The sequence below is a fragment of the Pseudomonas sp. 10S4 genome (assembly GCF_034344865.1).
Classification (GTDB): Bacteria; Pseudomonadota; Gammaproteobacteria; order Pseudomonadales; family Pseudomonadaceae; genus Aquipseudomonas.
In genome coordinates this window covers 5,794,865-5,816,839 of sequence record NZ_CP133774.1, presented here as the reverse complement: position 1 = coordinate 5,816,839, position 21,975 = coordinate 5,794,865, and the positions used below count along the sequence as shown (strand labels likewise).

Sequence of the window (21,975 nt, the reverse complement as noted above, 5' to 3'; positions counted from 1 at the left end):
TGTCTCTAAGAGGACTCTTCGCTACAGGTAAAAGTTTCGACTTTTTTCCGCTTTGTGACCGACCGGTTTCGACCCGCGAAATCAGTCTAGGCCAGAACTTAGAGCGTCACAGGCCAGATGGCAAAATTGTTCGACAATCGGTTTAAAGAGGTACGGACGTACCGACTTGGAGGGCAAACGCACCGACGAAGTGCAGGTTTATTTTTGATCGCGGGCCAAAATGTCACGTGGGAGACACATGAGTGTGCGAAGGGGAAATGGGGTTTTGCACTGTTGTGGTGCGCAGGGTTTGAGGGGTGTGGTGATTGTCAGGGCCTCATCGCGAGCAGGCTCGCTCCCACAGGGGAAGTGTTGTGGACGCACATTTTGTGTACACCCTAGATCCCTGTGGGAGCGAGCTTGCTCGCGATGAACGATGACGCGGTTTCAGCTCAATAAACGAATCGGCGCGCCCGCCGCCCAGGCCTGAACATCCTCGATCATCTGCGAAAAGAACTGCTGGTAATTCTGCCGGCTGACATACCCGACATGCGGTGTGGCCAGCACGTTGTCCAGCGTGCGGAACGGATGCATTTCGGGCAACGGCTCCTGCTCGAACACATCCAGCGCTGCGCCCGCCAGGCGCTTCTTCTGCAGTGCCTTGATCAGTGCCGTTTCATCGACAATCGGCCCGCGTGCGGTGTTGACCAGCAGCGCCGTGGGTTTCATCCAGTCCAGCGCCTGGGCATCAACGATCCCGCTGCTGCGCTCGCTGAGCACCAGGTGTACCGACAGCACATCGGCTTGTTCGAACAGTTCCTGCTTGCTGACGTAGCTCACGCCGGATTCGGCGGCTCGTTCGGCGGTGAGGTTTTCGCTCCAGGCGATCACCCGCATGCCGAAGACCTGACCGAACTGCGCCACGCGTTTGCCGATGCTGCCCAGACCGAGAATCGCCAAGGTCTTGCCGTGCAGGTCGCCGCCCAAGCCTTGCTGCCAAAGACCGGCACGCAGGGCATTGGCTTCGACCATCAGGTTGCGGGTCGCGGCCATGATCAGCGCCCAAGTCAGTTCCGGGGCGGCGTGCTTGTAACTGTCGGTGCCGCTGACCTGAATGCCCAGCGCAGCAGCGGCTTTCAGATCCAGCGCCGCGTTGCGCATACCGCCGGTGACCAGCAGCTTGAGTTTGGGCAGGCGGCGCAGCAGGTCTTCGTCGAAGCGCGTGCGCTCACGCATCACGCAAATCACCTCGAACGCGCCCAGGCGTTCGACCAGTGCGTCGTTGTCGGCCGGGTAGTCATGGATAAAGTTCACCTCGCCGATGCTGTCCAGCACCGACCAGTCCACCACGCCGCTGGCCACGTCCTGCCAGTCATCGATCACCGCAATCTGCACAGCCATCAGCCTTACCTCATCAACGAACAGGGTTGGTTTTGTTCAGCCAGTCGAGCAGGGCCTGATGAAATTGCGTCGGCTCTTCCATCTGCGGTGCGTGGCCCATGCCCGGGAATTCCACCAGGGTCGAGTGTGGAATCAGTTTTGCCACTTGCTTGCCGAGCACGTCGTAGTGACCGAGCTTCGCCTTGACCTCGGGGGTGGCGATGTCGCTGCCGATGGCCGTGGTGTCGGAGGTGCCGATCAGCAGCAAGGTCGGCATTTTCAGGTCCTTGAACTCGTAGAACACTGGCTGGGTGAAGATCATGTCGTAGATCAGCGCCGAGTTCCACGCCACTTGTTTATGCCCCGGGCCTTTGTTCAGGCCGGCGAGCATGTCGACCCAGCGATCGAACTCCGGCTTCCAGCGCCCGGCGTAATAGGTGTTGCGTTCATAGGTGCGGATCCCGTCGGCGGTGACTTTCAGCTCCCGTTCATACCATTGATCGACGGTGCGATACGGTACGCCGAGGGCTTTCCAGTCTTCCAGGCCGATGGGATTGACCAGCGCCAATTGCTCGACTTGTTCCGGGTATTGCAGCGCATAACGGGTGGCGAGCATGCCGCCGGTGGAGTGCCCGACCAAGGTGGCCTTCTGGATGCCCAGGGCCTTGAGTAGCTTCTGGGTGTTGGTCGCCAGTTGCTGGAATGTGTATTGGTAATTGTCTGGTTTGCTGGAGGTGCAGAAGCCTATCTGGTCCGGGGCGATCACTCGGTAGCCGGCCTCGCTCAGGGCCTTGATCGAACTGTCCCAGGTCGCGCCGCAGAAATTCTTGCCATGCATCAGCACCACACTGCGCCCGTTGGCCTTGCCATGGGCGGCGACGTCCATGTAACCCATTTGCAGGGATTTACCCTGGGACTGGAAGGCAAAATGCTTGACCGTGTAGGGATACTCGAAGCCCTGGAGTTCCGGTCCATATTCCGGACCTTCGGCGTGAGCCAGGATGGGTAGAGTGGCGGTCAGCAGCAGGCAGGGCAGCCAGCGTGAGAGGGTCATAGAAGAACTCCGTGGGAAATCTGCGGATGCTGGAAGGGCACGATTAGGGTGACATTAATAACAGGCAATGACTCAATGCCGGTCAGCCAATGCAATCCATGTGGGAGCGGGCTTGCTCGCGAAGAGGCCGGCAGCTTCAAAATAAATGTTGGCTGATACACAGCTTTCGCGAGCAAGCTCGCTCCCACAGTTTTTAACCCATCCAGCCGAGTGTTATCAGGGCCAGCACCGCATAACGGGCGCCTTTGGCGAGGCTCACGATCAGCAGGAATCGCCCCAGGGGCTCACGCATGACGCCAGCCACCAGGGTTAGCGGATCACCGATCACAGGCACCCAACTGAGCAGCAACGACCAATGACCGTAGCGCTGATAATGCTTTCGGGCCGTTTCAAGATGCCGGGGGCTGACCGGAAACCAGCGCCGCTCGCGAAAGCGCTCGATGCCACGTCCCAGCCACCAGTTCAGCAATGAGCCGAGGACATTGCCCAGGGTCGCGACCGCCAACAGTGCCCAGATCCAGTAACGATCGCTGATTAACAACCCCACCAGCACCGCTTCGGACTGCAACGGCAGCAGCGTCGCCGCACCGAACGCCGCAAAAAAGCCCGATGTACGCGCCGAACATCAATGGGCGGGGTAGTCCGCCACCACCACGTCGGTGCCGGTCTTGGTCAGGCCGATGACTTGATAGGCGTCGCTCATGCCATCCATTTCCATACCGGGCGAGCCCATCGGCATGCCGGGAGCCGCCACACCCAGCAGATCGTCACGCTTGCTCAGGGCCAGCACTTGCTCGGCCGGCACATGACCCTCGACGAACTTGCCGTTGATCAGCGCCGTGTGGCAGGACGCCAGGCGTGGCGGCACGCCGTGCTGCTGCTTGAACTCGCTCATGTTTGCTTCGACGTGATCCTCGACCTTGAAGCCGTTGGCTTCGAGGTGGCTGATCCATTTTTTGCAGCAACTACAATTGGCATCACGGTGCACTTCGATGGGGATCAGATCGGCGGCCTGGGCCAGGGAGGAGATAAACAGGGCGCTCAGGGCGATCAGACGCAGATGGGTTCGCATGGGAGGATCTCGACTCGGAGGGCGGTCCAAAAAAGAGGCATTTTGACTACTTTAACCAACAAAGAGGGGCGAGAGTGTTTCGAAGTAATGCAGGATGGTGTGATGTACGAGGCTTTCTGTGGCGAGGGAGCTTGCTCCCGTTCGGCGGCGCAGCCGTCGCAAGATCTGAGTGCAGGATCTGTCTGAAGAGGGGCCGCTTCGCAGCCCAGCGGGAGCAAGCTCCCTCGCCACAGGGAGCTTCGTCAGTCAGCTAAAGGGTTAACGAACCTTGAACCGCCCCATGATCGCGCTCACCCGGCTATTCGCTTCCAGCAACTGCTGAGTGTTGAGTTCACTGGCATGACCGCTTTTAACCAACTCATCAACCATATGGCGGATCTGTACCATGCTGCGGTTGATCTCTTCGGTCACGGCGCTTTGCTGCTCGGCGGCGGTCGCAATCTGGGTGCTCAGGCTGTTGATATGGCTGACGGAGCCGGCCATTTCATCCAGGCCGGAGTTGACCCGCGCTGTGGCATCCGCAGCGGATTGGCAGCTGGCCTGGGTGTTTTCCATGGCCGCCACCGAAGAGCTCACGCCTTGGGTCAGGCGTTTGAGCATTTCGTTGATTTCCGAGGTGCTGGCCTGGGTCCGGGCGGCGAGGGCGCGGACTTCATCGGCCACCACCGCAAAGCCCCGGCCCTGTTCACCGGCGCGTGCCGCTTCAATTGCCGCGTTGAGCGCCAACAGGTTGGTTTGCCCGGCAATCGCGCCGATCACCCCGAGAATCTCGGTAATCCGTTGTGCGTCCTGCTGCATGTTTTCAACTTTGTGGGTGGCGCTGGCCACTTCATCAATCAGCGCCACGACACTGCTGGAAGCTTCGCCGACCACAACCCGCGAGCGATCCGCGTGTTCGCTGGCGCGCTGGGTGAAAGCAGCAGTTTCAGCAGCGTTCTGCGCAACACTGTCGGCGGTGGAGCTCATTTCGGTGATGGCAGTAACGGTCTGATCGGTTTCCGAGGCGTGACGCACCAGAATCTGACTGGTGTGCGCGGAAGTGCGTTGCAGGTTGTCCAGACCCGAAGCCATGGCGCCGGTGGCTTGGGTGACTTCGCCAATCATGTTCTGCAAGTAGATGATGAAGGCGTTGACCGAGTGGCCGATGGCGCCCAGTTCATCCTCGGCACGGATGGTGATGCGCTTTGTCAGGTCGGCATCGCCGGCAGACAGTGCATCGATGTTGGCCTTGAGGATTTTCATGCGATGAATCAGTTGGCGAATCGCGTAGATCTGCAGCAGAACCAACAGAATCACCATCGGAATCTGCAACAGGCTCAAGGTGTTCAATACATCGTCACGTTGAGCGGTGATCAGCTTGGTCGGCAGGGCAGTCGCGAGGAACCACGGCGTGCCTTCGATCGGGCGCATGAAGAAGGTGCTGGCTTCGCCGTTGTTGTCGAATTCGACCCGCTGCGCCTGGTCACGGTTTTGCAGGCCCGCCTTGACCTGGCTGGCGAACGGCGAGTTGCCGGCCAGTTCGCTGATGTTCTTCAGCACGACCGGCCCGCTGATGCGTGAGCTGTTGCTGATGATTTTGCCGTCGGCTTCGACGATCAGCATTTCGGCACCGAGGTCTTTTTCCTTGCGTGCGATCAGATCGTTGAAGAAGCCCAGGGTCACGTCGATGGTCGACACACCGTAGGCCACGCCATTTTTCTGAATGGCCATCGCGCAGTTGGTGCGCGGCTCGGCACTGGCGTCATCCTTATAGGCGGCAGCCCACGCGCACTGACCGCGCGGGGTTTGCATGCCGCCCTTGTACCAGCTCTGGTCGTAGTAGTTGGGCGCGGCGTCGCTGTTCCAGAAGGTGTTGACGGCCAGTTTGCCGGAGCTGTCACGGTGCCAGAAGGTGCTGAACTTGTTGCGTCCCGCTTCACGTTGGCCGGGCAAAGGCCAGATCCCGCCACCAAACACTTTCAGCTCGCCGTACTGGTCCACCAAACCGGGCAGCACCGTATCAATGGCGGCGCTGTCGAGCAGGGGTATGGTCTGGGTGATGCTGCGTTGCTGGGCTTGCACCTTGTTCAGTTCGCCCTGGATTTGCTCGGCAACTTCGGCAATGCGGTTGAGGGCGACCTGTTCTTCGGTATGGCGCAGTTTCGGCGCGACCAACTGGCTGATACCCACCACCGTGAGTACCGAAAGCAGCAGGATGAACAGGACCAGAAACAGCGTGTAGCGAGCCTGAATGGTACGGAATGCGGGCATGGGACCGGTCCTTGTGCTGCGTTTTTATTGTTGGGATTCGGATTTCGAAAATGGCGGGCTTCGAAGCTTTATCGGCCCGCTTGGGGTGAGCTTTAGGTACGGACGTACAAGAAAGGTGTTAGGAGGACGGATGGTGAGTAACGGTCTTGGTACAAATAAGCAGGATCAGATGGATATGACAGCGATGCCTCGGCTATACCAAAATGAAAAATATCGTGTAGGCCAATGAAACAGGGGCTTCAGTGATTTGTATCGTAAATGTACAAAAATTGTAAAAAGGCGAAATACTTGTAGGTAGGCATTCTCATCGCGCCGATACTTCCGCGCATTCATCTCGCTTAAACAAGGATTTTTTATGTCGCACGGACATTGGAATATCGTCGCGCTGTCAGGAGCACGGTCATGACTATCGGTCTGGTCGGCAACTGGACTGCCAAACCGGGAGTGCTGCTTCGCCAGGGTTCGCCCAATGCCAAACCAGTAACCCAAAGTGCCAAGGTGCGAGAGATCCTATCCATGGTGGGCACCAATCCGCTGGTGCTCGACCGGGCGAAAATGGATGCTCAATCATTGTTCAAGCAGGTCAAGGGCTTCGATCCGGAAAACATCTCGGTCAAGCAGTTAAGCAACATGAGCACCTACCTGAAGCAGAAGGGCATCATCGGCGATGTGACCGCCCTGACGTTGCTGAACGCAGGCTCCAAATTCGATAAATTCGGTGTTCCGACCGACCCCGATGCGAAGTTCAACGCCCTGGAGTACTTTGCCGTTCAACTGGATAACATCCAGACCAACAACCTCAAGGGCAACAAGTACGCTAACTACCTGGTCCCTGAGTACAAAAAAGCAATCTACGTGCTGCAGAACCTCAAGACCTACGGCGAAACCAACGGCTCGACGGTCAAGAAGAAGGACAAGTAATCTTCTGACCCGCTCAATACGTTGAACGGGCCAGAAACCGGTTGATCAGCGGTCGAGCATTTGCATCACCGCTTCCGGGTAGCGCAAGCCCGCGGTGGCGTTGGCCGGGAATATCGCTTCCAGCGCCTGCAACTCGCCAGCACTCAGTTTCACCTCCAGCGCTGCGACATTTTCCTCCAGGTATTTACGTTGCTTGGTCCCGGGAATCGGGATCAAGTAATCGCCTTGCGCCAGGACCCAGGCCAACGCCAGTTGCCCGGCAGTCACGCCTTTGTCGGCGGCCAGCGCCTCGACTTGCTGCACCAGTTGCAGGTTTTTCCCGAAGTTCTCCCCTTGAAAACGCGGACTGAAGCGGCGGTAGTCGTCAGCTGCAAAGTCGTCCGGACTTTTCAACGCACCGGTCAGAAAGCCACGGCCCAGCGGGCTGTACGGGACAAAAGCGATGCCCAGGCGCTGACACGCGGCCAGGCAACCGTTGTCTTCCTGATCGCGGCTCCACAGCGAGTATTCACTTTGCAGTGCACTGATCGGATGCACCTTGTGCGCCCGTTCAAGCGTGGCGGCCGATGCTTCGCTCAAACCCAGGTAGCGGACCTTGCCGGCCTTGATCAGCTCGGCCATCGCGCCGACGGTTTCTTCGATGGCTACTTGCGGGTCGATCCGGTGCTGATAGTACAAATCCAGGGTATCCACGCCGAGGCGCTTGAGGGTGCCGTCGATGGACTTGCGAATGTATTCCGGCCGACCGTCGACACCCCGTGCTGAGGGGTTGGCCGGGTCGCGAACGATGCCGAACTTGCTGGCGAGGAACACTTGGTCGCGCTTGCCGACGATGGCTTTGCCGATCAGTTCTTCATTGGTATGCGGGCCGTACATGTCAGCGGTGTCGAGCAGGTTAATGCCGAGCTCCAGCGCCCGGTGCAGGGTGGCGGTGGCTTCACGGGTGTCGGTGCCGGTGGTGTAGAAATCGGTCATGCCCATGCAGCCCAATCCGATGGCGCTCACTTGCGGTCCGTTCTTGCCCAGTTGACGTGTTTGCATGAGATCAGCTCCTTGAAAATGTGAGCCACCATTGTTCACCTCGACAGAAACCAGATAAACCGGCTAAAACTGCTATCACTATTCGTTATTTCTAAATAATTACCCACTGAGCCCGAACCATGGACCGTCTCAACGCCATGCGCGTGTTTACCCGGATCGTCGAACTGGGCGGTTTCGCCAAGGCTGCCGACAGCCTACAAATGCCCCGTGCCTCGGTGACCATTCTGATCAAGCAGCTTGAAGCCCATCTGGGTGTGCAACTGCTGCAGCGAACCACCCGGCAGATCAGCCTGACGCTCGACGGCGCGGCGTATTACCCACGGTGCGTGCGTTTGCTGGCGGATCTTGAGGAAGCCGAAGCGGTATTTTCCGCTGCCCGGCACAACCCCAAGGGTTTGCTGCGAGTGGATATGCCGGCGGGGATAGGGCGGTTGATCGTGATCCCTGCATTGCCGCAGTTCACTGCCAGGTACCCGTTGATCGAACTGGAAATCGGTTTGAATGACCGCACGGTAGACCTGATTCGCGAAGGTGTGGACTGCGTGCTGCGGGGTGGTTCGCCCATGGATGACTCGCTGGTGGCGCGGCCGCTGGTGATGCTGGATCAGGTGACCTGCGCCAGCCCCGAGTACTTGCAACGTCACGGCACACCCCAGTGCCTGGCCGATTTGCCGGGCCATCAGATGGTGGAGTATTTCTCTGCTACCACCGGCGCGCGCTTCGGGCTGGAGTTTGTGGTCGAGGGACAGTTGCAGCAACTCGATTTGCCCAAGCAGGTTTCGGTCAACAGCGCTGACGGTTACATGGCCGCGTGTGAGGCCGGGTATGGTTTGGTCCAGGCCCCGTACTATCACGTTGCCCGGCAACTGAAGGAAGGGCGTCTGTGCCAAGTGCTCAGCGACGCACCGCCGCCGGCCATGCCGCTTACGGCGCTGTACCCGCCACACCGCCAGTTGTCCCGGCGGGTGCGGGTATTTGTCGATTGGCTGGTTGAACTCTGTGCACAACCGGGCCAGCACTTTTACCGCAGCGAATCAGGCCGCTGAACGATTGGCCGGGGGATCGCTTGGGTGCTCCAGTGTCCGATGGATGCGTGGGGTTTCAATGGATTGCCATGTATTGCACGTGCTCGGGTTGCGTTAAGAGTAGAAGGCGTCAAGGACCCAAAAACACGAAAAATCGGCTGTAAGAAAAATGCCCGCAACAGGGCGGGCATTTGTTCAGGGCTGATTAAAAAAGCTATTTTGTCTTACACGTTGTTCAAGGGAATGGACTACCGATGTTCGTAATAACCCGGTCCGCCACGATCATAATGGCGGTCACCGTGCCAGCCTCCGTGGGGGAAAATGATACAGCCGCTCAGGGAAAGTAGAGCGATCAGGGGAATCAGCAGTGTGATTCGACGGAGCATTTCAAAATCCTCATGGTTATCGCCGCGATGAAGCCAAAACACTTCATCGTCTGTAACATGAGACTTCGTTTGCTGCCGTTCATCCCCGTACAAAGGTAGGCGCTTGGCATGCAAGCGGATACAAACCGGATACATTTCAAGGTTCAGGAACCCGCAATGACCCAATCGCAACGTTTGAAATACTCGATTCTGATCTCCCTGGTGGTCCTGGGGATCATGTTCGGCCTTTCGTATCTGCAAAATACAGGGGTCATCAGCGAGAAGCTGTTTCAGTACATCGCCATTGGCGTGGCAGTGATCGTGGTGGTGGTAAATGGCGTGATGCGCCGCAAGGTCAAGCCTTAAGCGACGCACCCGAGGCGGGTTCACCGCAGAGAATGGCAATGGCCTGCGGATGCAGGCTGTAGCTTTTGTCCGGATTGAGCGTGATCACGCCCTCAATGCACAAGCGCTTCAATACCTCCCGCACACTCAGGAAGGACAGGGGAATATCCAGGTCCAGCAAATGTGTGTGTACGCCGCGCACGCCCAGGCTGCGCTCGCTTTCTGCGGCGCTCAGCAAGGCGTCGATGACTTTCAGGCGAATCAGGCTGGTTCTCAGGCCAAAGCTCTTGAGCAGCACTCTGATTCGTTCGTTTGCGTGGCGATCAGTCCTGTGTTCGAACATTCCGGGGCCAGGATTCATGGCAATACCCTTTGACGCACGGCTACCGTCCGTTGGCAGATGCGAGTTGTACATGCAAAAAACTCCTTATCAGAGCCTGATCAGGAAGAAGTGAAGGTGCTCTCCATCATTAAGACGAATGAGCCAAGCAAATCATGAAGGCTGTAATGTAGAAAATTTGTCGATGCCATGTCGGCGGGATGTGATACGGCATCGGGCGAGTGTTTACGGCGCCTAAATTTCCTGATGATTTTTTCGTTCCTAAGGCCAGGCACATTCCGTGTAGATCGCAGGGTGTGATTTTCCTAGGCCAGGTTCGGTGTAGCTGTGTGGGCGTCAAACCGTCCCGATCCTGGTCGTCGTCTTATGCATCAGGAGCGCGCGTGATTATTAGCAGGCAGTTAACCGGGTTAAGTCTTGCAGGTGTGTTGCTGGGGCTCAGCCTTGCGGCAAACGCCCGCAGCCAGCCAGAACCTTCGGCCGTCGATATTCGCCGCACCAGTTTCGGTGTGCCGCACATTCGCGCCGAAAACGAGCGCGGGCTCGGCTACGGTATCGGCTACGCCTACGCTCAGGACAACCTGTGCCTGATGGCCAACGAGATCGTCACCGTCAACGGCGAACGATCACGGTATTTCGGCCCGGATCAATTCACGCTTGAAGAGCGCGCCAACCTGGCCAGCGACCTGTTTTTCAACTGGCTGAACACACCGCAGGCCGTAGCTGGTTTCTGGCAGGCGCAAACCCCTGAAGTACGCGATCTCATCGATGGTTATGTGGCGGGCTACAACCGCTCGCTGGCCGAGCGTCAGGCCCAGGGTTTGCCAGCGCAATGCCAAGGTGACTGGGTGCGCCCGATTGCGGCCCAGGATCTGGTGAAGCTCACGCGTCGCTTGTTGGTCGAAGGCGGCGTCGGGCAGTTTGCCGAAGCCCTGGCCGGCGCCACACCACCAGCGGCCGTCGCTCACGTGGCGAACGCTGCGCAGGCATTTCAACTGGCCGACACGCATCAGCAGCGATTTGCACTGGATCGCGGCAGTAACGCGGTGGCGATCGGCAGTGAGCGCTCGTTCAACGGTCGCGGCATGTTGTTGGCCAACCCGCATTTCCCCTGGGTGGGCGGAATGCGCTTTTACCAGATGCACCTGACCATTCCCGGCAAGCTGGATGTGATGGGCGCTGCGCTGCCCGGTCTGCCGATGATCAACATTGGTTTCAACCAGCACCTGGCCTGGACGCACACCGTCGATTCGTCCAAGCATTTCACCTTGTATCGCCTGCAACTGGACCCCAAGGATTCGACCCGTTACCTGCTGGACGGCAAGTCCCTGCCACTGGATCAACAGACTCTGACGGTGAACGTGAAACAGCCGGATGGCCAGATCAAGCCGATGTCCCACGTGATCTACAGTTCGGTATTTGGCCCAGTCGTGCAATGGCCCGGCAAGCTCGATTGGGATAACCAGTTCGCCTACAGCCTGCGCGATGCCAACCTGGATAATGACCGCGTCTTGCAGCAGTGGTATGCGATGAACCGCGCTACCAGCCTCAAGGATTTGCAGGCGTCGGTGCACAAGATTCAGGGCATTCCGTGGGTCAACACTCTGGCGGCGGACGATCAGGGACAGACGCTTTACATGAACCTGTCGGTGGTGCCGAACGTCAATGCCGACAAACTGGCCAAGTGCAGCGATCCGCGCGCCGGGTTGAAGATGATCGTGCTCGACGGCTCCAACAGCACCTGCGCCTGGGACATCGATCCGAACGCCGCGCAAAAGGGTATTTATGCGGCAGACAAATTGCCGCAACTGTTGCGCAAAGACTTTGTGCAGCATTCCAACGATTCCGCCTGGCTGGCCAACCCGGCGCAGCCATTGACCGGCTTCTCGCCATTGATCAGCCAGGACAGTCAGCCGTTGGGGCTGCGCTCGCGCTTCGCGCTGGATCGCCTGGGTTCACTGGCCAAGGCCGGGCCGGTGGCCGCTGCGGATTTGCAGCGAATGGTCATGGATGATCAGGTGTATCAGGCGGCGCAAGTCATGCCGGACCTGTTGCAGTTCTGCAGTGCCGACCTGGGCGCCGATGCGGCGATCCTCGCACCGTTATGTACCAGTTTGAAGGCGTGGGATGGCCGGGCAAATCTGGACAGCGGCGTGGGCCTGGTGCATTTCCAGAATGTCATGGAGGCGTTGCAGCAAACGCCCGACATCTGGCGCGTCGCCTTCGACCCGAAAGACGCGCAGCACACCCCTCGCGGGTTGGCGTTCGAGCGGGCAGAAGTGGCCAAAGCCATACGCGAAGCGATGCTCGCATCGTTGGAACTGACCAACAAGATGGGGCTCAAGCCCGACAGCCGCTGGGGCGATATTCAAGTGGTCAGCAGCGGCGGGCAGCAGACACCGATCCACGGTGGGCCCGGCACGCTGGGCGTTTATAACGCCATTCAAAGCGTGCCGAGAACCGACGGCAAACTCGAAGTGGTCAGTGGCACCAGTTACCTGCAAGTCGTTACCTTCGATGAAAAAGGCCCACATGCTCAGGGTTTGCTGGCGTTCTCGTTGTCCAGTGATCCGGCTTCGAAATATTCACGGGACCAGACGCTGGCGTTCTCGAAGAAACAGCTGAGCGTGTTGCCGTTTACCGAACAGCAGATCAAGTCTGATCCGCAGTATCAGGTGCAGACGATTCGCGAGTCGGATGAAAACTCAGGGAAGGTGGCTGCACAGTAAAAACCAGTTGCGCTGGCAGCGAACATGAAGGCCGCAACCCTCAGGGGGCGCGGCCTTCAGCTTTTTGGCGTTTGTTGCGGAATCAAATTGAGCACCGGGTTACCGTTCTCGTTGCGGGTCAGGTACACCGGCAAAACCTTGGGCAGGGAGGCCACCAAATTGTTGAGTTCCTTGATGTTGTAAATGCCACCGAGGCGGATCGATGCCGTGCTTTTATCGGCCACCATTATCGGCTTGCTCAGGTAGCGATTGATCAGCGGCAATGCCTCGCTCAACGGCAGGTCATCGAGCACCAGTTTGCCGCTACGCCACGCCAGAGATTGGTCGTTGGTATAGGTCTGACTGATCTGCGGCATGAAGTCGCCGTGTCGAAAATGCGCCTGCATCGCTGGTCCCAACTGCAAACCGTCCCCGTTAAGGGTGTCATTGCTGGTGACCAATACCGAGCCTTCAATCAGGTTCACCCGCACTTGATCTTCATACAGCCAGACGTTGAATTGGGTACCGGTGACCCGAATCCTGCCTTCGGCCGCTTTGACGATGAAGGGGTGAGTCATGTCATGGCTGACACTGAAGAAGGCCTCGCCTTTTTTCAGCGTGGCCCGACGCTCATCCTTGTAATTACGGAAGGTCAATTCGGTGCCCAGGTTCAGCTCCACCTGACTGCCATCGCTCAGGGTGACCTGACGGACATTGTCGGTGGTTTCGAAGTGCTGGTAGGCGTTGGGCAGCCAGCCGAGGTTCCAGCCGGTGTACGCCGCCAGCGGCAGTGCCACTGCGCAGACAGCCGCGGCGATACCCAGGGAGCGCCACGGTGTTGAAGGTCTGACGGGCAGCGCTGGCGTGGTGGACGCCGGGCGCGGCAAGTCGCCGGCTACGTCCCAGATCTCCAGCATGGCTTCGTACTCGAACGCATGCAGCGGATGAGCGTCGTGCCATTGTTCGAACGCCTGACGCTCCTCGGCAGTGCAGTCGTTGGCGTGCAGACGCATGCACCAGTGCGCAGCGGCATCGGTGACGGCGTCGTATTCGGCTTCCGAGAGAGAGTGTTCGGTCATTGACTCATCCTGATTTGCTGCATTCTAACCTTGCGGGTAAGGCGGCGAGAACATCCGTCATGGCAATTGCCCATCAAAGTGGAATTTATTTTCCCCGGTGAGGGCCAAAAAACAGGACATGCACGCCTACTATCCACAAATGGAGTGAAAAAATGATCAAAAGAACCTTTGCAGCCTTAATTGCCACGGCAAGCTTGCTCAGCGCTGGTCCAGTGCCGCAAAGCGCTTGGTCAATGCGTTTTTCAGCACGGTATCGAGCATCGACTGCAGCGTCGGGAGCTTGAGCAGTTCAGCCAGCATCGTCGTGATGTTGTGTTGTTGATTGCGCTCGATGAGCGCTTCCTGGTCCTGAAAGACTGCCCCGTCGATTTGTTGCGTAGACACGCTTAACGTCTTTGCGGCCAGGGCGGTGCAACGCTGTTCGACGGACAGATATCGCAGTAACTCGCGTTTGCCGGCGGGCTCGGTCAGCCATTGTTCGAGTTTGCTGTTGAGGTCGGCGATGTCGGCGAATTTGATCAGGCCTTTCCATGGCGTATAGAGCGTTGCTTCGCCATCGTCGGGTTTACTCATGACAAACGCCCCGGTCAGGGTGATCGGTGAGCCGGCGTCAGCGGTCAACAGCAGTCGATGGACATGCATCCCGGGCAGGTTGGTCGCGCGGGATGCGTGGTTGGCGAGGTAAACCGCCTGCAGCCACGTGAGGTCGTCGAGGGTAAAGGCCAGGGCTTTTTCTCGATCACCAGGCTGCTTGGCGTTGGATGCGAGTTCGGCCTCGTCAAAAAAATACGGTAGCGGGGGAGCCGTCATGGTTTTTCCTCTGTGTGCCGTGAGCACCGGCAGTTGGATTGAGGAAAAACAGTACGGTCGATACAAAGTCTGAGTGCGGTACATATTGCTTGAGCTGATCATTTTTCCGAGGCTTGACAGGACCCCTCTAAAACAGCGCTTAATCGGCGACGTTTTGTGGGTTGCCGCGCAACCCCGTTTCAGCCTGTAGCCCGAACTCAATAATAAAACTGGAGCCTCAGATGACCGCAACACCCGTCAACCCGAACGCGCAAACCCTCGATTTTGATTCACTCGTCCAGTTGCTTGAGCAAATCTTTCTGCGTCACGGTACTTCGGCGGATGTCGCCAGCACGCTGGCCCTCAACTGCGCCGGCGCCGAGCGCGATGGCGCCCACAGCCATGGTGTGTTTCGCATTCCCGGGTATGTGTCGACACTGCAAAGCGGCTGGGTCAATGGTCAGGCCGTGCCGGTGGTCGAGGATGTCGCCTCGGGCTTCGTCCGGGTCGATGCCGCGAACGGTTTTGCCCAACCCGCGTTGGCCGCCGCGCATGCCTTGCTGGTGGAGAAAGCCCGCAGCGCCGGGATTGCGGTATTGGCGATCCGCAACTCCCATCACTTCGCCGCCCTCTGGCCGGATGTCGAAGCCCTTTGCCTATGAAGGGCTGGTCGCCTTGAGCGTGGTCAACAGCATGACCTGCGTGGTGCCTCACGGTGCCGATCGACCGTTGTTTGGCACCAACCCGATCGCCTTCGCTGCCCCTCGGGCCGACGGTGAGCCGATTGTCTTCGACTTGGCCACCAGCGCCATTGCTCATGGCGACGTACAGATTGCCGCGCGCAAAGGCGAGCGCTTGTCGCCGGGCATGGGCGTGGACAGCCTTGGTCAGCCGACCCAGGACCCGAAAGCGATTCTTGAAGGTGGCGCGTTGCTGCCGTTTGGCGGGCACAAGGGATCAGCGCTGTCGATGATGGTGGAGTTGCTGGCGGCCGCGTTGACTGGCGGCAATTTTTCCTTCGAGTTCGACTGGTCGAACCATCCCGGGGCCAAGACACCGTGGACCGGGCAACTGCTGATCGTGATCGATCCGAGCAAGGCCGCCGGGCAAAACTTCGCCGAGCGCAGCCAGGAATTGGTACGGCAGATGCACGGTGTCGGGCTCAAGCGATTGCCGGGGGATCGGCGTCATCATCAGCGCGCCAGGTCTGCGGCTGAAGGTATTCATTTGGAGGCTGGAGTGTTGGCAAGTTTGCGGGAACTCGCGGGGCTCTGAACTCGGCATCGTAAATGTGGGAGCGGGCTTGCTCGCGAATGCGGAGTGTCAGTCAACATCAATGCTGAATGACACACCGCATTCGCGAGCAAGCCCGCTCCCACAGGGTTTGTGGTGTGCAGTTAATTCATGGGAATTAACGACGACCCAGCAGCAACCCGACCACCAGGCCGAAACCGGCGGAAATCGCTACGGTCTGCCACGGATGGCCACCAATGTAGGTTTCAGTGGCATCGACCGCCGGTTTGGTCCGCTCACGGACGCTGGAGACTGAATCCAGCGCCTGCTGCAGTTTCAGGGCGATTTGCCCACGAAGTGTTTCTGCTTCCTCTCCGACCAGTGAGGAGCTGCTTTTGAGCAGTTTGTCGGATTCTTCGATCAGTGCCTGAAGTTCACTGAATGCCTGATCCTTGATTTGGTCTGCGGCGGCTTGTGCGTTGGTTTTGCGGGCCATTGAGTAACTCCTTGCGGGTAAGTGGGCAGTGAACAATGGAGTCTGCCGGGGTTGGAAAAGTTGCAGTAAATTTGCATCCCGACACCAACCTGAAGAAAAATCCAGGGCCGGAAATTTCGTCCTACAGTGTAAGATGTCGCCTATTTACGCAGCAGGAATTTTCCATGAGCTTCAATCTGGCCGACAAACCCCTTGCCGAGCGCGCTGCGCTGGAAGACGAAAAATCCCGTCTGTTCGACCTCTGGCAAAGCAACCTGGGCAAGTCCAAGGGCGAAGCCGCGCGGTTGTTCGGTGAGCGGGCCAAGCGCAAAGGCAAATGGGCCGAATGGGTTCGCGCCGAGCTTGATCTGATGTCGCCGCCCGAGTTCGCCAACATGGTGCGCAGCGAAGTCAATCGTCTGATGGCCGCTAAATAATCTGTACGTGAACTGCCGTTCCCGTTTTTGGCACCAACCCCTGTAGGAGCTGCCGAAGGCTGCGATCTTTTGATCTTGTTCTTAAAAAGTAAGATCAAAAGATCGCAGCCTTCGGCAGCTCCTGCGCAAAGCTCGCGACAATCGCCTCGCGCACCTTCAATACCACCGGATCAAGCTGCGTGCTGGTGCGCCAGCCCAATTCGATCGGGTAACGCGGCAGCGCCAGCGGGCAGGGCAGCAGCGCCAGGCTACTGAGTGCCGCGATGCTTTGCGCGGCATGGGCCGGAATGGTCGCCACCGCTTGGCTGCCCTTGAGCAAATACGGCAACGCCGCAAAGTGCGTGGTCGAGGCGCACACCCGGCGACTCAGTCCCAACGCCGCCAGCCCTTCATCGGTAATCCCGATAAATCCACCCGATGACACCAGAATGTGTTCCCGCGCGACGAATTCTTCCAGGCTGATGGTTTGCTGTCCTTCGGCCAGGCTGAGCGGGTCCACCAGGCATAGATAACCCCCTTCGCCCAGCACCTGGCGACTGAGCAAGCGCTCGGCAAAGCCGCCGGCGGTGATCGCCAGATCGATACTGCGGTCGAGCAAGGCATGGGCGACGATCTGGCTGTGGGTCTGGCGGAAAATCAGCCGCAGTTTTGGCGCACGCTGGGCGATTTCTTCAATCAATCGCCGCCCGTAGGCCATCTCGAAATCGTCCGACAGGCCCACGGTGACCGAGCGTCCCTCGTAATGATTGGCCGCCGGATCGACCATCGCGAGGCTCTGCCGGCATTTGTTCAACGCATCGCTGACCACCGGTTTTAATTGATTGGCCCGCAGGGTCGGTGACAACCCCCGGCCGGTGCGGACGAACAACTGATCGCCATACAACGCCCGCAGACGCCGCAACGCGGCGCTGACCGCCGATTGCGTGACGCCCAGGCGCAGGGCGGCACGGCTGGCGCTGGACTCCTCGTGCAGGGCTTCGAAGACTTTGAGCAGGTTGAGGTCGACGGTGGCGATATTCATAAGGTTCATATCATTCAGCAGCGAACGGGGCTTTATTCATGATCCGGCGACGGCCGAGAATGAGCAACACCTCATTGCCCACGGAGTTATCACGATGCCCAAGTCAATTGTTGCGGCCCTGCAAATCGGCGCTTTGCCCGGCGGCAAGGGTGAAACACTGGAGCAGATCCTTTCCTGGGAAACCCAAATCATGGAGTCCGGCGCCGCGCTGGTGGTGATGCCGGAAGCGCTGTTGGGCGGCTATCCCAAAGGCGAGTCCTTCGGCACGCAACTCGGTTATCGCCTGCCCGAGGGGCGTGAGGCGTTCGCACGCTATTTCGCCAACGCCATCGATGTGCCCGGCGTCGAGACCGAAGCTCTGGCTGGATTGTCGGCGCGTACCGGGGCCAATCTGGTGATTGGCGTGATCGAACGCGCGGGCAGCACCTTGCATTGCGCCGCGCTGTACTTCGATCCGCAGGCCGGGCTGGTAGCCAAGCACCGCAAACTGATGCCGACCGGCACCGAACGGCTGATCTGGGGCAAGGGCGATGGTTCGACGCTGCCGGTGATCGACAGTCAGGTCGGGAAGCTTGCGGCGGTGGTGTGCTGGGAAAACATGATGCCGTTGCTGCGTACTGCGATGTACGCCAAAGGCGTGGAGGTCTGGTGCGCGCCGACGGTGGATGAGCGGGAGATGTGGCAGGTCAGCATGCGTCACATTGCCCATGAAGGCCGCTGCTTTGTGGTCAGTGCTTGTCAGGTGCAGGACTCGCCGCAAGCGTTGGGCGTGGACATCGCCAATTGGCCGGCGGATCGGCCATTGATTGCCGGCGGCAGCGTGATCGTCGGGCCAATGGGCGATATTTTGGCCGGGCCGTTGCGGGGAGGGCCCGGTTTACTGACGGCCGAAATTGACACCGACGAGTTGATCCGCGCCCGTTATGACTTCGACGTGGTCGGGCACTATGCGCGCCCGGATGTGTTTGAGTTGAGCGTCGATGAGCGCGCCAAACCCGGCGTGCGCTTCACCGCATAAGATGTTGACTGATCTGGCGCCATCGCGAGCTAGCTCGCGATGGCGGCCTGTCAGTCACTAAAAATCCAGCAACTGTTCACCAGGTTGCTGCGCTCGACCCCGGGAAACTCAGTTTGCCGGTATCAACAAACCGCATCGTGCCAAACAACCCGCCGGCCAGTTTTCCGCGCAGCACGTAGGGCAGGTTGTCGAGGTTTTGGGTCTGGCTCAGGCCCAGGGTCTGGCGCAACACCGAGAACGCCGAGACGCTCACCGGTACGGTCAGCACGGCTTCGGAAAATCGCGGAATCGTCCCCGACTGATCGCTGACGCCGGACGCCAACGGTCGGCCGTTGACTTCCAGATCCAGTGCCACGCCGTTGTAGTCGATGGCGGTTTCATTTGGGTTCTGCAGGCGGATCTTCACCGCGAAACGCACTTCCAGGTCTTGGCTTTGCAGCGGTTCAATGCCGACCACGTTGATGTTCAGCGGATCACGATTGGGGAACAGCGCGCAGGCGCTCAGTGAGAGCAACAGCAAGGAAAGGGACAGGGCAAGGAGTCTGCGCATGTAAAAGGCTCTCGACAGAAAAAGGGACTGAACCGCCATTGAACAATATCTGGCGGCTCACCTGTGCGACCAAGCTCACTGTGAGGGGTTCGCCGAAGGCTGTCACTTGTTCATGATTGCGAGCGGTTTCAGTTGCCCTTTACCGGTGTCGGCAAGGTCACCAGACTTACGTAGCCATCCCAGAATTTCTTCTGGTCGATGGCGAACACCACCTTGGCTTTTTGCGTGCCCACCGGCGGGCTTTTCTTGTAGCCCAGCGCCCGGCCGTAATCGGCGCCGAACTGCGCGTCCACATCTACCCACAAGTCGCGGGACTCGGTGACGATGCTCGGCTCGACCAGAAACAGCGCTGGCAGGCTGTCCCAGGTGAAACTGTGATACGCCGGGTCCTTGCTGAACAGTGGGCCGAATTCATGTTTGTACAGGTCGGCAATCGGTCCCGGTTGCGCGATCACCCGTTTGTAGATCGAGCCATCGAAGGTGACCTTTTCACAAACATCGTTAGGGAAGATCACATGTTCGATGGGCGAGCGAAGGACAATCTTCGCCGCCTCGGGATCGAACCACCAATTGAATTCGGCGGCCGGCGTGGTGTTGCCCGGAATCTCCAGGGCGCCACCCATGTACACGATGCGTTTGATCAACGGCACGATGTCTGGCGCGGAGCGGATCGCCAGCGCGATGTTGGTCAGCGGCCCGACCGCCAGCAGCGTTACTTCATGGGGATTGGCGCGCACGCTGTCGACGATGAACTGCGCGGCGGTCTCTTTACGCAGTTGGGTATGCGTCGCCAGGCCATCCGGAGGCGCGACCAGTTGCGTGGCGGAGGTTGGGCGCGGCGCCTTGAACGCCCCCGGCCAACCGGCGCCGAACAGGGCTTTTTCCTGCTCGTAGGTGGCGAAGTCGTGGAGCAGCGGGTAGGCCGCGCCGGAGTACACCCCGATGTCCTTTTCCACGCCCATACGCTCGACGGCTTTGAGCGCGTCAACCTGTTCCTGATCGACCCAGGCGTTGCCGCTGACCAGGGTCATGCCGAGCAGATCGATGCGTTTTTGCGCGTGAAGCTGGGCGAGCATGATGAAGGCCTGTCCGTCATCGTTGAGGACGTTGAAGTCGGTGTCGAAGATGACTTTTTCCGCCGCTTGCAGAGACCCGGCGCAGAGGCCGGCGGCGACAAGCAGGGCACAGCGTTTGATCAAACGTTGCATGGATACTCACCTGATAATTTGGAATGAATACCTGTAGGAGCGAGGCTTGCCCGCGAAGGCATCCTTGAAATCGCTTTCGCCGGCGAGCCGTGCTCCTACAAAAGCATTGGTGTGTCAGCGGTTAACCAGTTTCGCCGGCAAGGCGATCACCAGGAAGCTGCTGAGGATCAGGCAACCGGCGAAGAACCACAGCGCCCCGGCGCTGCTGCCGGTGACGTCAATTGCCACACCCATCAACGAGTTGCTGACCAGCCCGGCGATGTTCGCCAACGAACAGGCGAGGGCGAAACCGGTGGCCGCCGCCGTGCCTTTGAGGAAGGTCGCTGGCAGGCTGAAGAACACCGGCACCGCGCCAATGATCGCCGCCGAGGCGATGGCGAACAGCGCCACGGTCGCCACCACGTTGTGGACGAAGAACGGCGCACTGGCCATGGCCGCCGCGCCGACCAGGAACGGCACGATGATGTGCCAGCGGCGCTCGCGGTGTTTGTCCGAACTGGCGCCGATCAGCAGCATGCCCAGCAGCGCGGCGATACTTGGCAATGCGGTGAGAATGCCGATGTGGAAGGTATCGACGATCCCGGCGTTGCGAATGAAGGTCGGCATCCAGAACCCCATGGCATAGGCGCTGAGCAGGATCGAGAAGTCGATCCCGCCGAGCATCCAGACTTTCAGGTTGAAGAAACCATCGCGAAAGCTGTGTTTGCTGTCGCCGGCACTGGCCTCGTCGGCGCGCAGCTCCTGCTCCAGCAGGGCTTTCTCTTCGTTGTTGAGCCACTTGGCTTGTTGGTAGCTGTTGGGCAGCGCCCAGAACGTCAGCACGCCGAGCAACACGCTAGGCACCGCTTCGATCAGGAACAGCCATTGCCAACCGTGCAGGCCGCCAAAATTGTCGAAATGACTCATCACCCAGCCCGACAGCGGCCCACCAATGACGCTGGACAGCGGCAAGCCGATCATGAACAACGCAATGATGCGGCCGCGTCGATAGGTCGGAAACCAAGTGGTCAGGTAATACAGCACGCCCGGCAGGAACCCGGCTTCGGCGGCGCCGAGCAAGAATCGCAGCACATAGAACTGTGTGGTTGAGGTCACGAGCATGGTGCAGGCTGAGAGCAGGCCCCAGGTAATCATGATCCGGGCGATCCAGATCTTCGCGCCGACCTTTTCCAGCACTAGGTTGCTTGGCACCTCGAACAGGATGTAGCCGACAAAGAACAGCCCGGCACCGAGGCCGAACGCGGTTTCGCTGAAGTGCAGTTGATCGAGCATTTGTAGCTTGGCGAAGCCGATGTTGATCCGGTCGAGGTACGCGGCCAGGTAGCAGAAACACAGGAACGGAATCAGCTTCCAGGTGATCTTGTGGTAAAGCGCTTGAATCGGGTCGGCGACCGTGGTCGCAGGTGCTGCGTTCGCAATGGGCATTGGATGTCTCCTGGCGGTGACTTATGGTTTTTATACAGCCGCTTTTTCCAGCGCTCTGGCGCGCTGCAAAAGCGACGTCCAAAGGCAGTGTCAGAAGACTGGGCGCTCGCTCGTGGGCGAGTTGGGCTCAGTTTTTTACGTTTGGGTTTGGCAGGCCCGATGCCGGACAGCTAAGGAAACCTCCAGTCATACGCTGCTGTTGTGGCGAGGGAGCTTGCTCCCGCTCGAGTGCGCAGCACTCGCAAAAACGGCCTGTGTTG

Annotated in this window: 19 protein-coding genes and 2 pseudogenes; 7 read left to right on the top strand and 14 right to left on the bottom strand. The window is 59.1% G+C overall.

Annotation, left to right across the window (positions count from 1 at the left end; translation table 11 throughout):
* Window positions 1–426: 426 nt before the first annotated feature.
* From RHM58_RS27225 to RHM58_RS27205, 5 genes and pseudogenes are all read right to left on the bottom strand, one after another.
* Window positions 427–1,380, bottom strand: coding sequence for a D-2-hydroxyacid dehydrogenase family protein (locus RHM58_RS27225; protein ID WP_322268739.1), 954 nt, complete (start codon window positions 1,378–1,380; stop codon window positions 427–429).
* Window positions 1,381–1,393: 13 nt separating this feature from the next.
* On the bottom strand, window positions 1,394–2,413 hold the full coding sequence (locus RHM58_RS27220) for an alpha/beta fold hydrolase (protein ID WP_322268738.1): 1,020 nt from the start codon (window positions 2,411–2,413) through the stop codon (window positions 1,394–1,396).
* 193 nt (window positions 2,414–2,606) lie between these two features.
* Window positions 2,607–3,039: pseudogene (locus tag RHM58_RS27215) on the bottom strand (YqaA family protein).
* Window positions 3,039–3,485, bottom strand: coding sequence for a DUF411 domain-containing protein (locus RHM58_RS27210; RefSeq protein ID WP_322268737.1), 447 nt, complete (start codon window positions 3,483–3,485; stop codon window positions 3,039–3,041). Before RHM58_RS27210 ends, RHM58_RS27215 begins: the two are co-directional and overlap by 1 nt.
* A 258-nt stretch (window positions 3,486–3,743) precedes the next feature.
* Window positions 3,744–5,735: a methyl-accepting chemotaxis protein gene (locus RHM58_RS27205; protein ID WP_201204055.1), complete on the bottom strand. Its 1,992-nt coding sequence runs from the start codon at window positions 5,733–5,735 to the stop codon at window positions 3,744–3,746.
* A 402-nt stretch (window positions 5,736–6,137) separates the two neighbouring features.
* On the opposite strand from RHM58_RS27205, the gene RHM58_RS27200 reads away from it, so the two are divergent.
* Window positions 6,138–6,656, top strand: a complete 519-nt coding sequence (locus RHM58_RS27200; protein WP_322268736.1) for a hypothetical protein — start codon at window positions 6,138–6,140, stop codon at window positions 6,654–6,656.
* A 45-nt stretch (window positions 6,657–6,701) separates the two neighbouring features.
* Here the strand turns inward: RHM58_RS27200 and RHM58_RS27195 are convergent, their stop codons facing one another.
* Entirely contained in the window at window positions 6,702–7,697 is a 996-nt protein-coding gene (locus RHM58_RS27195) for an aldo/keto reductase (protein WP_201255072.1), read from the bottom strand.
* A gap of 119 nt (window positions 7,698–7,816) precedes the next feature.
* Between RHM58_RS27195 and RHM58_RS27190 the strand changes: the two genes are divergently transcribed.
* On the top strand, window positions 7,817–8,743 hold the full coding sequence (locus RHM58_RS27190; RefSeq protein WP_322268735.1) for a LysR family transcriptional regulator: 927 nt from the start codon (window positions 7,817–7,819) through the stop codon (window positions 8,741–8,743).
* Window positions 8,744–9,264: 521 nt separating this feature from the next.
* Window positions 9,265–9,453, top strand: a complete 189-nt coding sequence (locus tag RHM58_RS27185; RefSeq protein WP_059405111.1) for a hypothetical protein — start codon at window positions 9,265–9,267, stop codon at window positions 9,451–9,453.
* Here the strand turns inward: RHM58_RS27185 and RHM58_RS27180 are convergent.
* Window positions 9,443–9,847 (bottom strand): fe2+ zn2+ uptake regulation protein, encoded by a 405-nt coding sequence (locus RHM58_RS27180; protein ID WP_201204052.1) that lies wholly within the window; start codon window positions 9,845–9,847, stop codon window positions 9,443–9,445. The two genes, RHM58_RS27185 and RHM58_RS27180, sit on opposite strands and share 11 nt — an antisense overlap.
* Before the next feature lie 308 nt (window positions 9,848–10,155).
* On the opposite strand from RHM58_RS27180, the gene RHM58_RS27175 reads away from it, so the two are divergent.
* A complete protein-coding gene (locus RHM58_RS27175; RefSeq protein ID WP_322268734.1) occupies window positions 10,156–12,501 on the top strand; it encodes an acylase in 2,346 nt (781 codons plus the stop codon).
* A gap of 56 nt (window positions 12,502–12,557) precedes the next feature.
* Here RHM58_RS27175 and RHM58_RS27170 read toward each other — a convergent pair whose 3' ends face one another.
* Window positions 12,558–13,559: a FecR family protein gene (locus RHM58_RS27170; protein WP_322268733.1), complete on the bottom strand. Its 1,002-nt coding sequence runs from the start codon at window positions 13,557–13,559 to the stop codon at window positions 12,558–12,560.
* Between the two features lie 198 nt (window positions 13,560–13,757).
* On the bottom strand, window positions 13,758–14,369 hold the full coding sequence (locus tag RHM58_RS27165; protein WP_322268732.1) for a dermonecrotic toxin domain-containing protein: 612 nt from the start codon (window positions 14,367–14,369) through the stop codon (window positions 13,758–13,760).
* Between the two features lie 221 nt (window positions 14,370–14,590).
* Here RHM58_RS27165 and RHM58_RS27160 point away from each other — a divergent pair.
* Window positions 14,591–15,623: pseudogene (locus RHM58_RS27160) on the top strand (Ldh family oxidoreductase).
* A gap of 136 nt (window positions 15,624–15,759) precedes the next feature.
* Here RHM58_RS27160 and RHM58_RS27155 read toward each other — a convergent pair.
* The gene (locus tag RHM58_RS27155) at window positions 15,760–16,077 is read right to left on the bottom strand and encodes a DUF883 family protein (RefSeq protein WP_201203276.1); all 318 of its coding nucleotides are present in this window, start codon (window positions 16,075–16,077) and stop codon (window positions 15,760–15,762) included.
* 164 nt (window positions 16,078–16,241) lie between these two features.
* Between RHM58_RS27155 and RHM58_RS27150 the strand changes: the two genes are divergently transcribed.
* Entirely contained in the window at window positions 16,242–16,493 is a 252-nt protein-coding gene (locus tag RHM58_RS27150) for a hypothetical protein (RefSeq protein ID WP_201197520.1), read from the top strand.
* Between the two features lie 94 nt (window positions 16,494–16,587).
* Here the strand turns inward: RHM58_RS27150 and RHM58_RS27145 are convergent, their stop codons facing one another.
* Window positions 16,588–17,523 (bottom strand): LysR family transcriptional regulator, encoded by a 936-nt coding sequence (locus tag RHM58_RS27145; protein WP_322268731.1) that lies wholly within the window; start codon window positions 17,521–17,523, stop codon window positions 16,588–16,590.
* Between the two features lie 85 nt (window positions 17,524–17,608).
* Between RHM58_RS27145 and RHM58_RS27140 the strand changes: the two genes are divergently transcribed.
* Window positions 17,609–18,532: a carbon-nitrogen hydrolase family protein gene (locus RHM58_RS27140; RefSeq protein ID WP_322268730.1), complete on the top strand. Its 924-nt coding sequence runs from the start codon at window positions 17,609–17,611 to the stop codon at window positions 18,530–18,532.
* A 76-nt stretch (window positions 18,533–18,608) separates the two neighbouring features.
* On the opposite strand, the gene RHM58_RS27135 is transcribed toward RHM58_RS27140, so the two are convergent.
* The 3 genes from RHM58_RS27135 to RHM58_RS27125 form a co-directional block, all read right to left on the bottom strand.
* Window positions 18,609–19,082, bottom strand: a complete 474-nt coding sequence (locus RHM58_RS27135) for an LEA type 2 family protein (protein ID WP_201255064.1) — start codon at window positions 19,080–19,082, stop codon at window positions 18,609–18,611.
* 128 nt (window positions 19,083–19,210) lie between these two features.
* A complete protein-coding gene (locus RHM58_RS27130) occupies window positions 19,211–20,290 on the bottom strand; it encodes a nucleoside hydrolase (RefSeq protein WP_322268729.1) in 1,080 nt (359 codons plus the stop codon).
* Between the two features lie 114 nt (window positions 20,291–20,404).
* Window positions 20,405–21,715, bottom strand: a complete 1,311-nt coding sequence (locus RHM58_RS27125) for an MFS transporter (protein WP_201255062.1) — start codon at window positions 21,713–21,715, stop codon at window positions 20,405–20,407.
* Window positions 21,716–21,975: the final 260 nt, after the last annotated feature.

Excerpts from the sequence above, each read along its gene's own strand:
- RHM58_RS27225 (WP_322268739.1), bottom strand. The coding sequence starts at position 1,380 with ATGGCTGTGCAGATTGCGGTGATCGATGACTGGCAGGACGTGGCCAGC.
- RHM58_RS27220 (WP_322268738.1), bottom strand. The coding sequence starts at position 2,413 with ATGACCCTCTCACGCTGGCTGCCCTGCCTGCTGCTGACCGCCACTCTA.
- RHM58_RS27210 (WP_322268737.1), bottom strand. The coding sequence starts at position 3,485 with ATGCGAACCCATCTGCGTCTGATCGCCCTGAGCGCCCTGTTTATCTCC.
- RHM58_RS27205 (WP_201204055.1), bottom strand. The coding sequence starts at position 5,735 with ATGCCCGCATTCCGTACCATTCAGGCTCGCTACACGCTGTTTCTGGTC.
- RHM58_RS27200 (WP_322268736.1), top strand. The coding sequence starts at position 6,138 with ATGACTATCGGTCTGGTCGGCAACTGGACTGCCAAACCGGGAGTGCTG.
- RHM58_RS27195 (WP_201255072.1), bottom strand. The coding sequence starts at position 7,697 with ATGCAAACACGTCAACTGGGCAAGAACGGACCGCAAGTGAGCGCCATC.
- RHM58_RS27190 (WP_322268735.1), top strand. The coding sequence starts at position 7,817 with ATGGACCGTCTCAACGCCATGCGCGTGTTTACCCGGATCGTCGAACTG.
- RHM58_RS27185 (WP_059405111.1), top strand. The coding sequence starts at position 9,265 with ATGACCCAATCGCAACGTTTGAAATACTCGATTCTGATCTCCCTGGTG.
- RHM58_RS27180 (WP_201204052.1), bottom strand. The coding sequence starts at position 9,847 with ATGTACAACTCGCATCTGCCAACGGACGGTAGCCGTGCGTCAAAGGGT.
- RHM58_RS27170 (WP_322268733.1), bottom strand. The coding sequence starts at position 13,559 with ATGACCGAACACTCTCTCTCGGAAGCCGAATACGACGCCGTCACCGAT.
- RHM58_RS27165 (WP_322268732.1), bottom strand. The coding sequence starts at position 14,369 with ATGACGGCTCCCCCGCTACCGTATTTTTTTGACGAGGCCGAACTCGCA.
- RHM58_RS27155 (WP_201203276.1), bottom strand. The coding sequence starts at position 16,077 with ATGGCCCGCAAAACCAACGCACAAGCCGCCGCAGACCAAATCAAGGAT.
- RHM58_RS27150 (WP_201197520.1), top strand. The coding sequence starts at position 16,242 with ATGAGCTTCAATCTGGCCGACAAACCCCTTGCCGAGCGCGCTGCGCTG.
- RHM58_RS27145 (WP_322268731.1), bottom strand. The coding sequence starts at position 17,523 with ATGAACCTTATGAATATCGCCACCGTCGACCTCAACCTGCTCAAAGTC.
- RHM58_RS27140 (WP_322268730.1), top strand. The coding sequence starts at position 17,609 with ATGCCCAAGTCAATTGTTGCGGCCCTGCAAATCGGCGCTTTGCCCGGC.
- RHM58_RS27135 (WP_201255064.1), bottom strand. The coding sequence starts at position 19,082 with ATGCGCAGACTCCTTGCCCTGTCCCTTTCCTTGCTGTTGCTCTCACTG.
- RHM58_RS27130 (WP_322268729.1), bottom strand. The coding sequence starts at position 20,290 with ATGCAACGTTTGATCAAACGCTGTGCCCTGCTTGTCGCCGCCGGCCTC.
- RHM58_RS27125 (WP_201255062.1), bottom strand. The coding sequence starts at position 21,715 with ATGCCCATTGCGAACGCAGCACCTGCGACCACGGTCGCCGACCCGATT.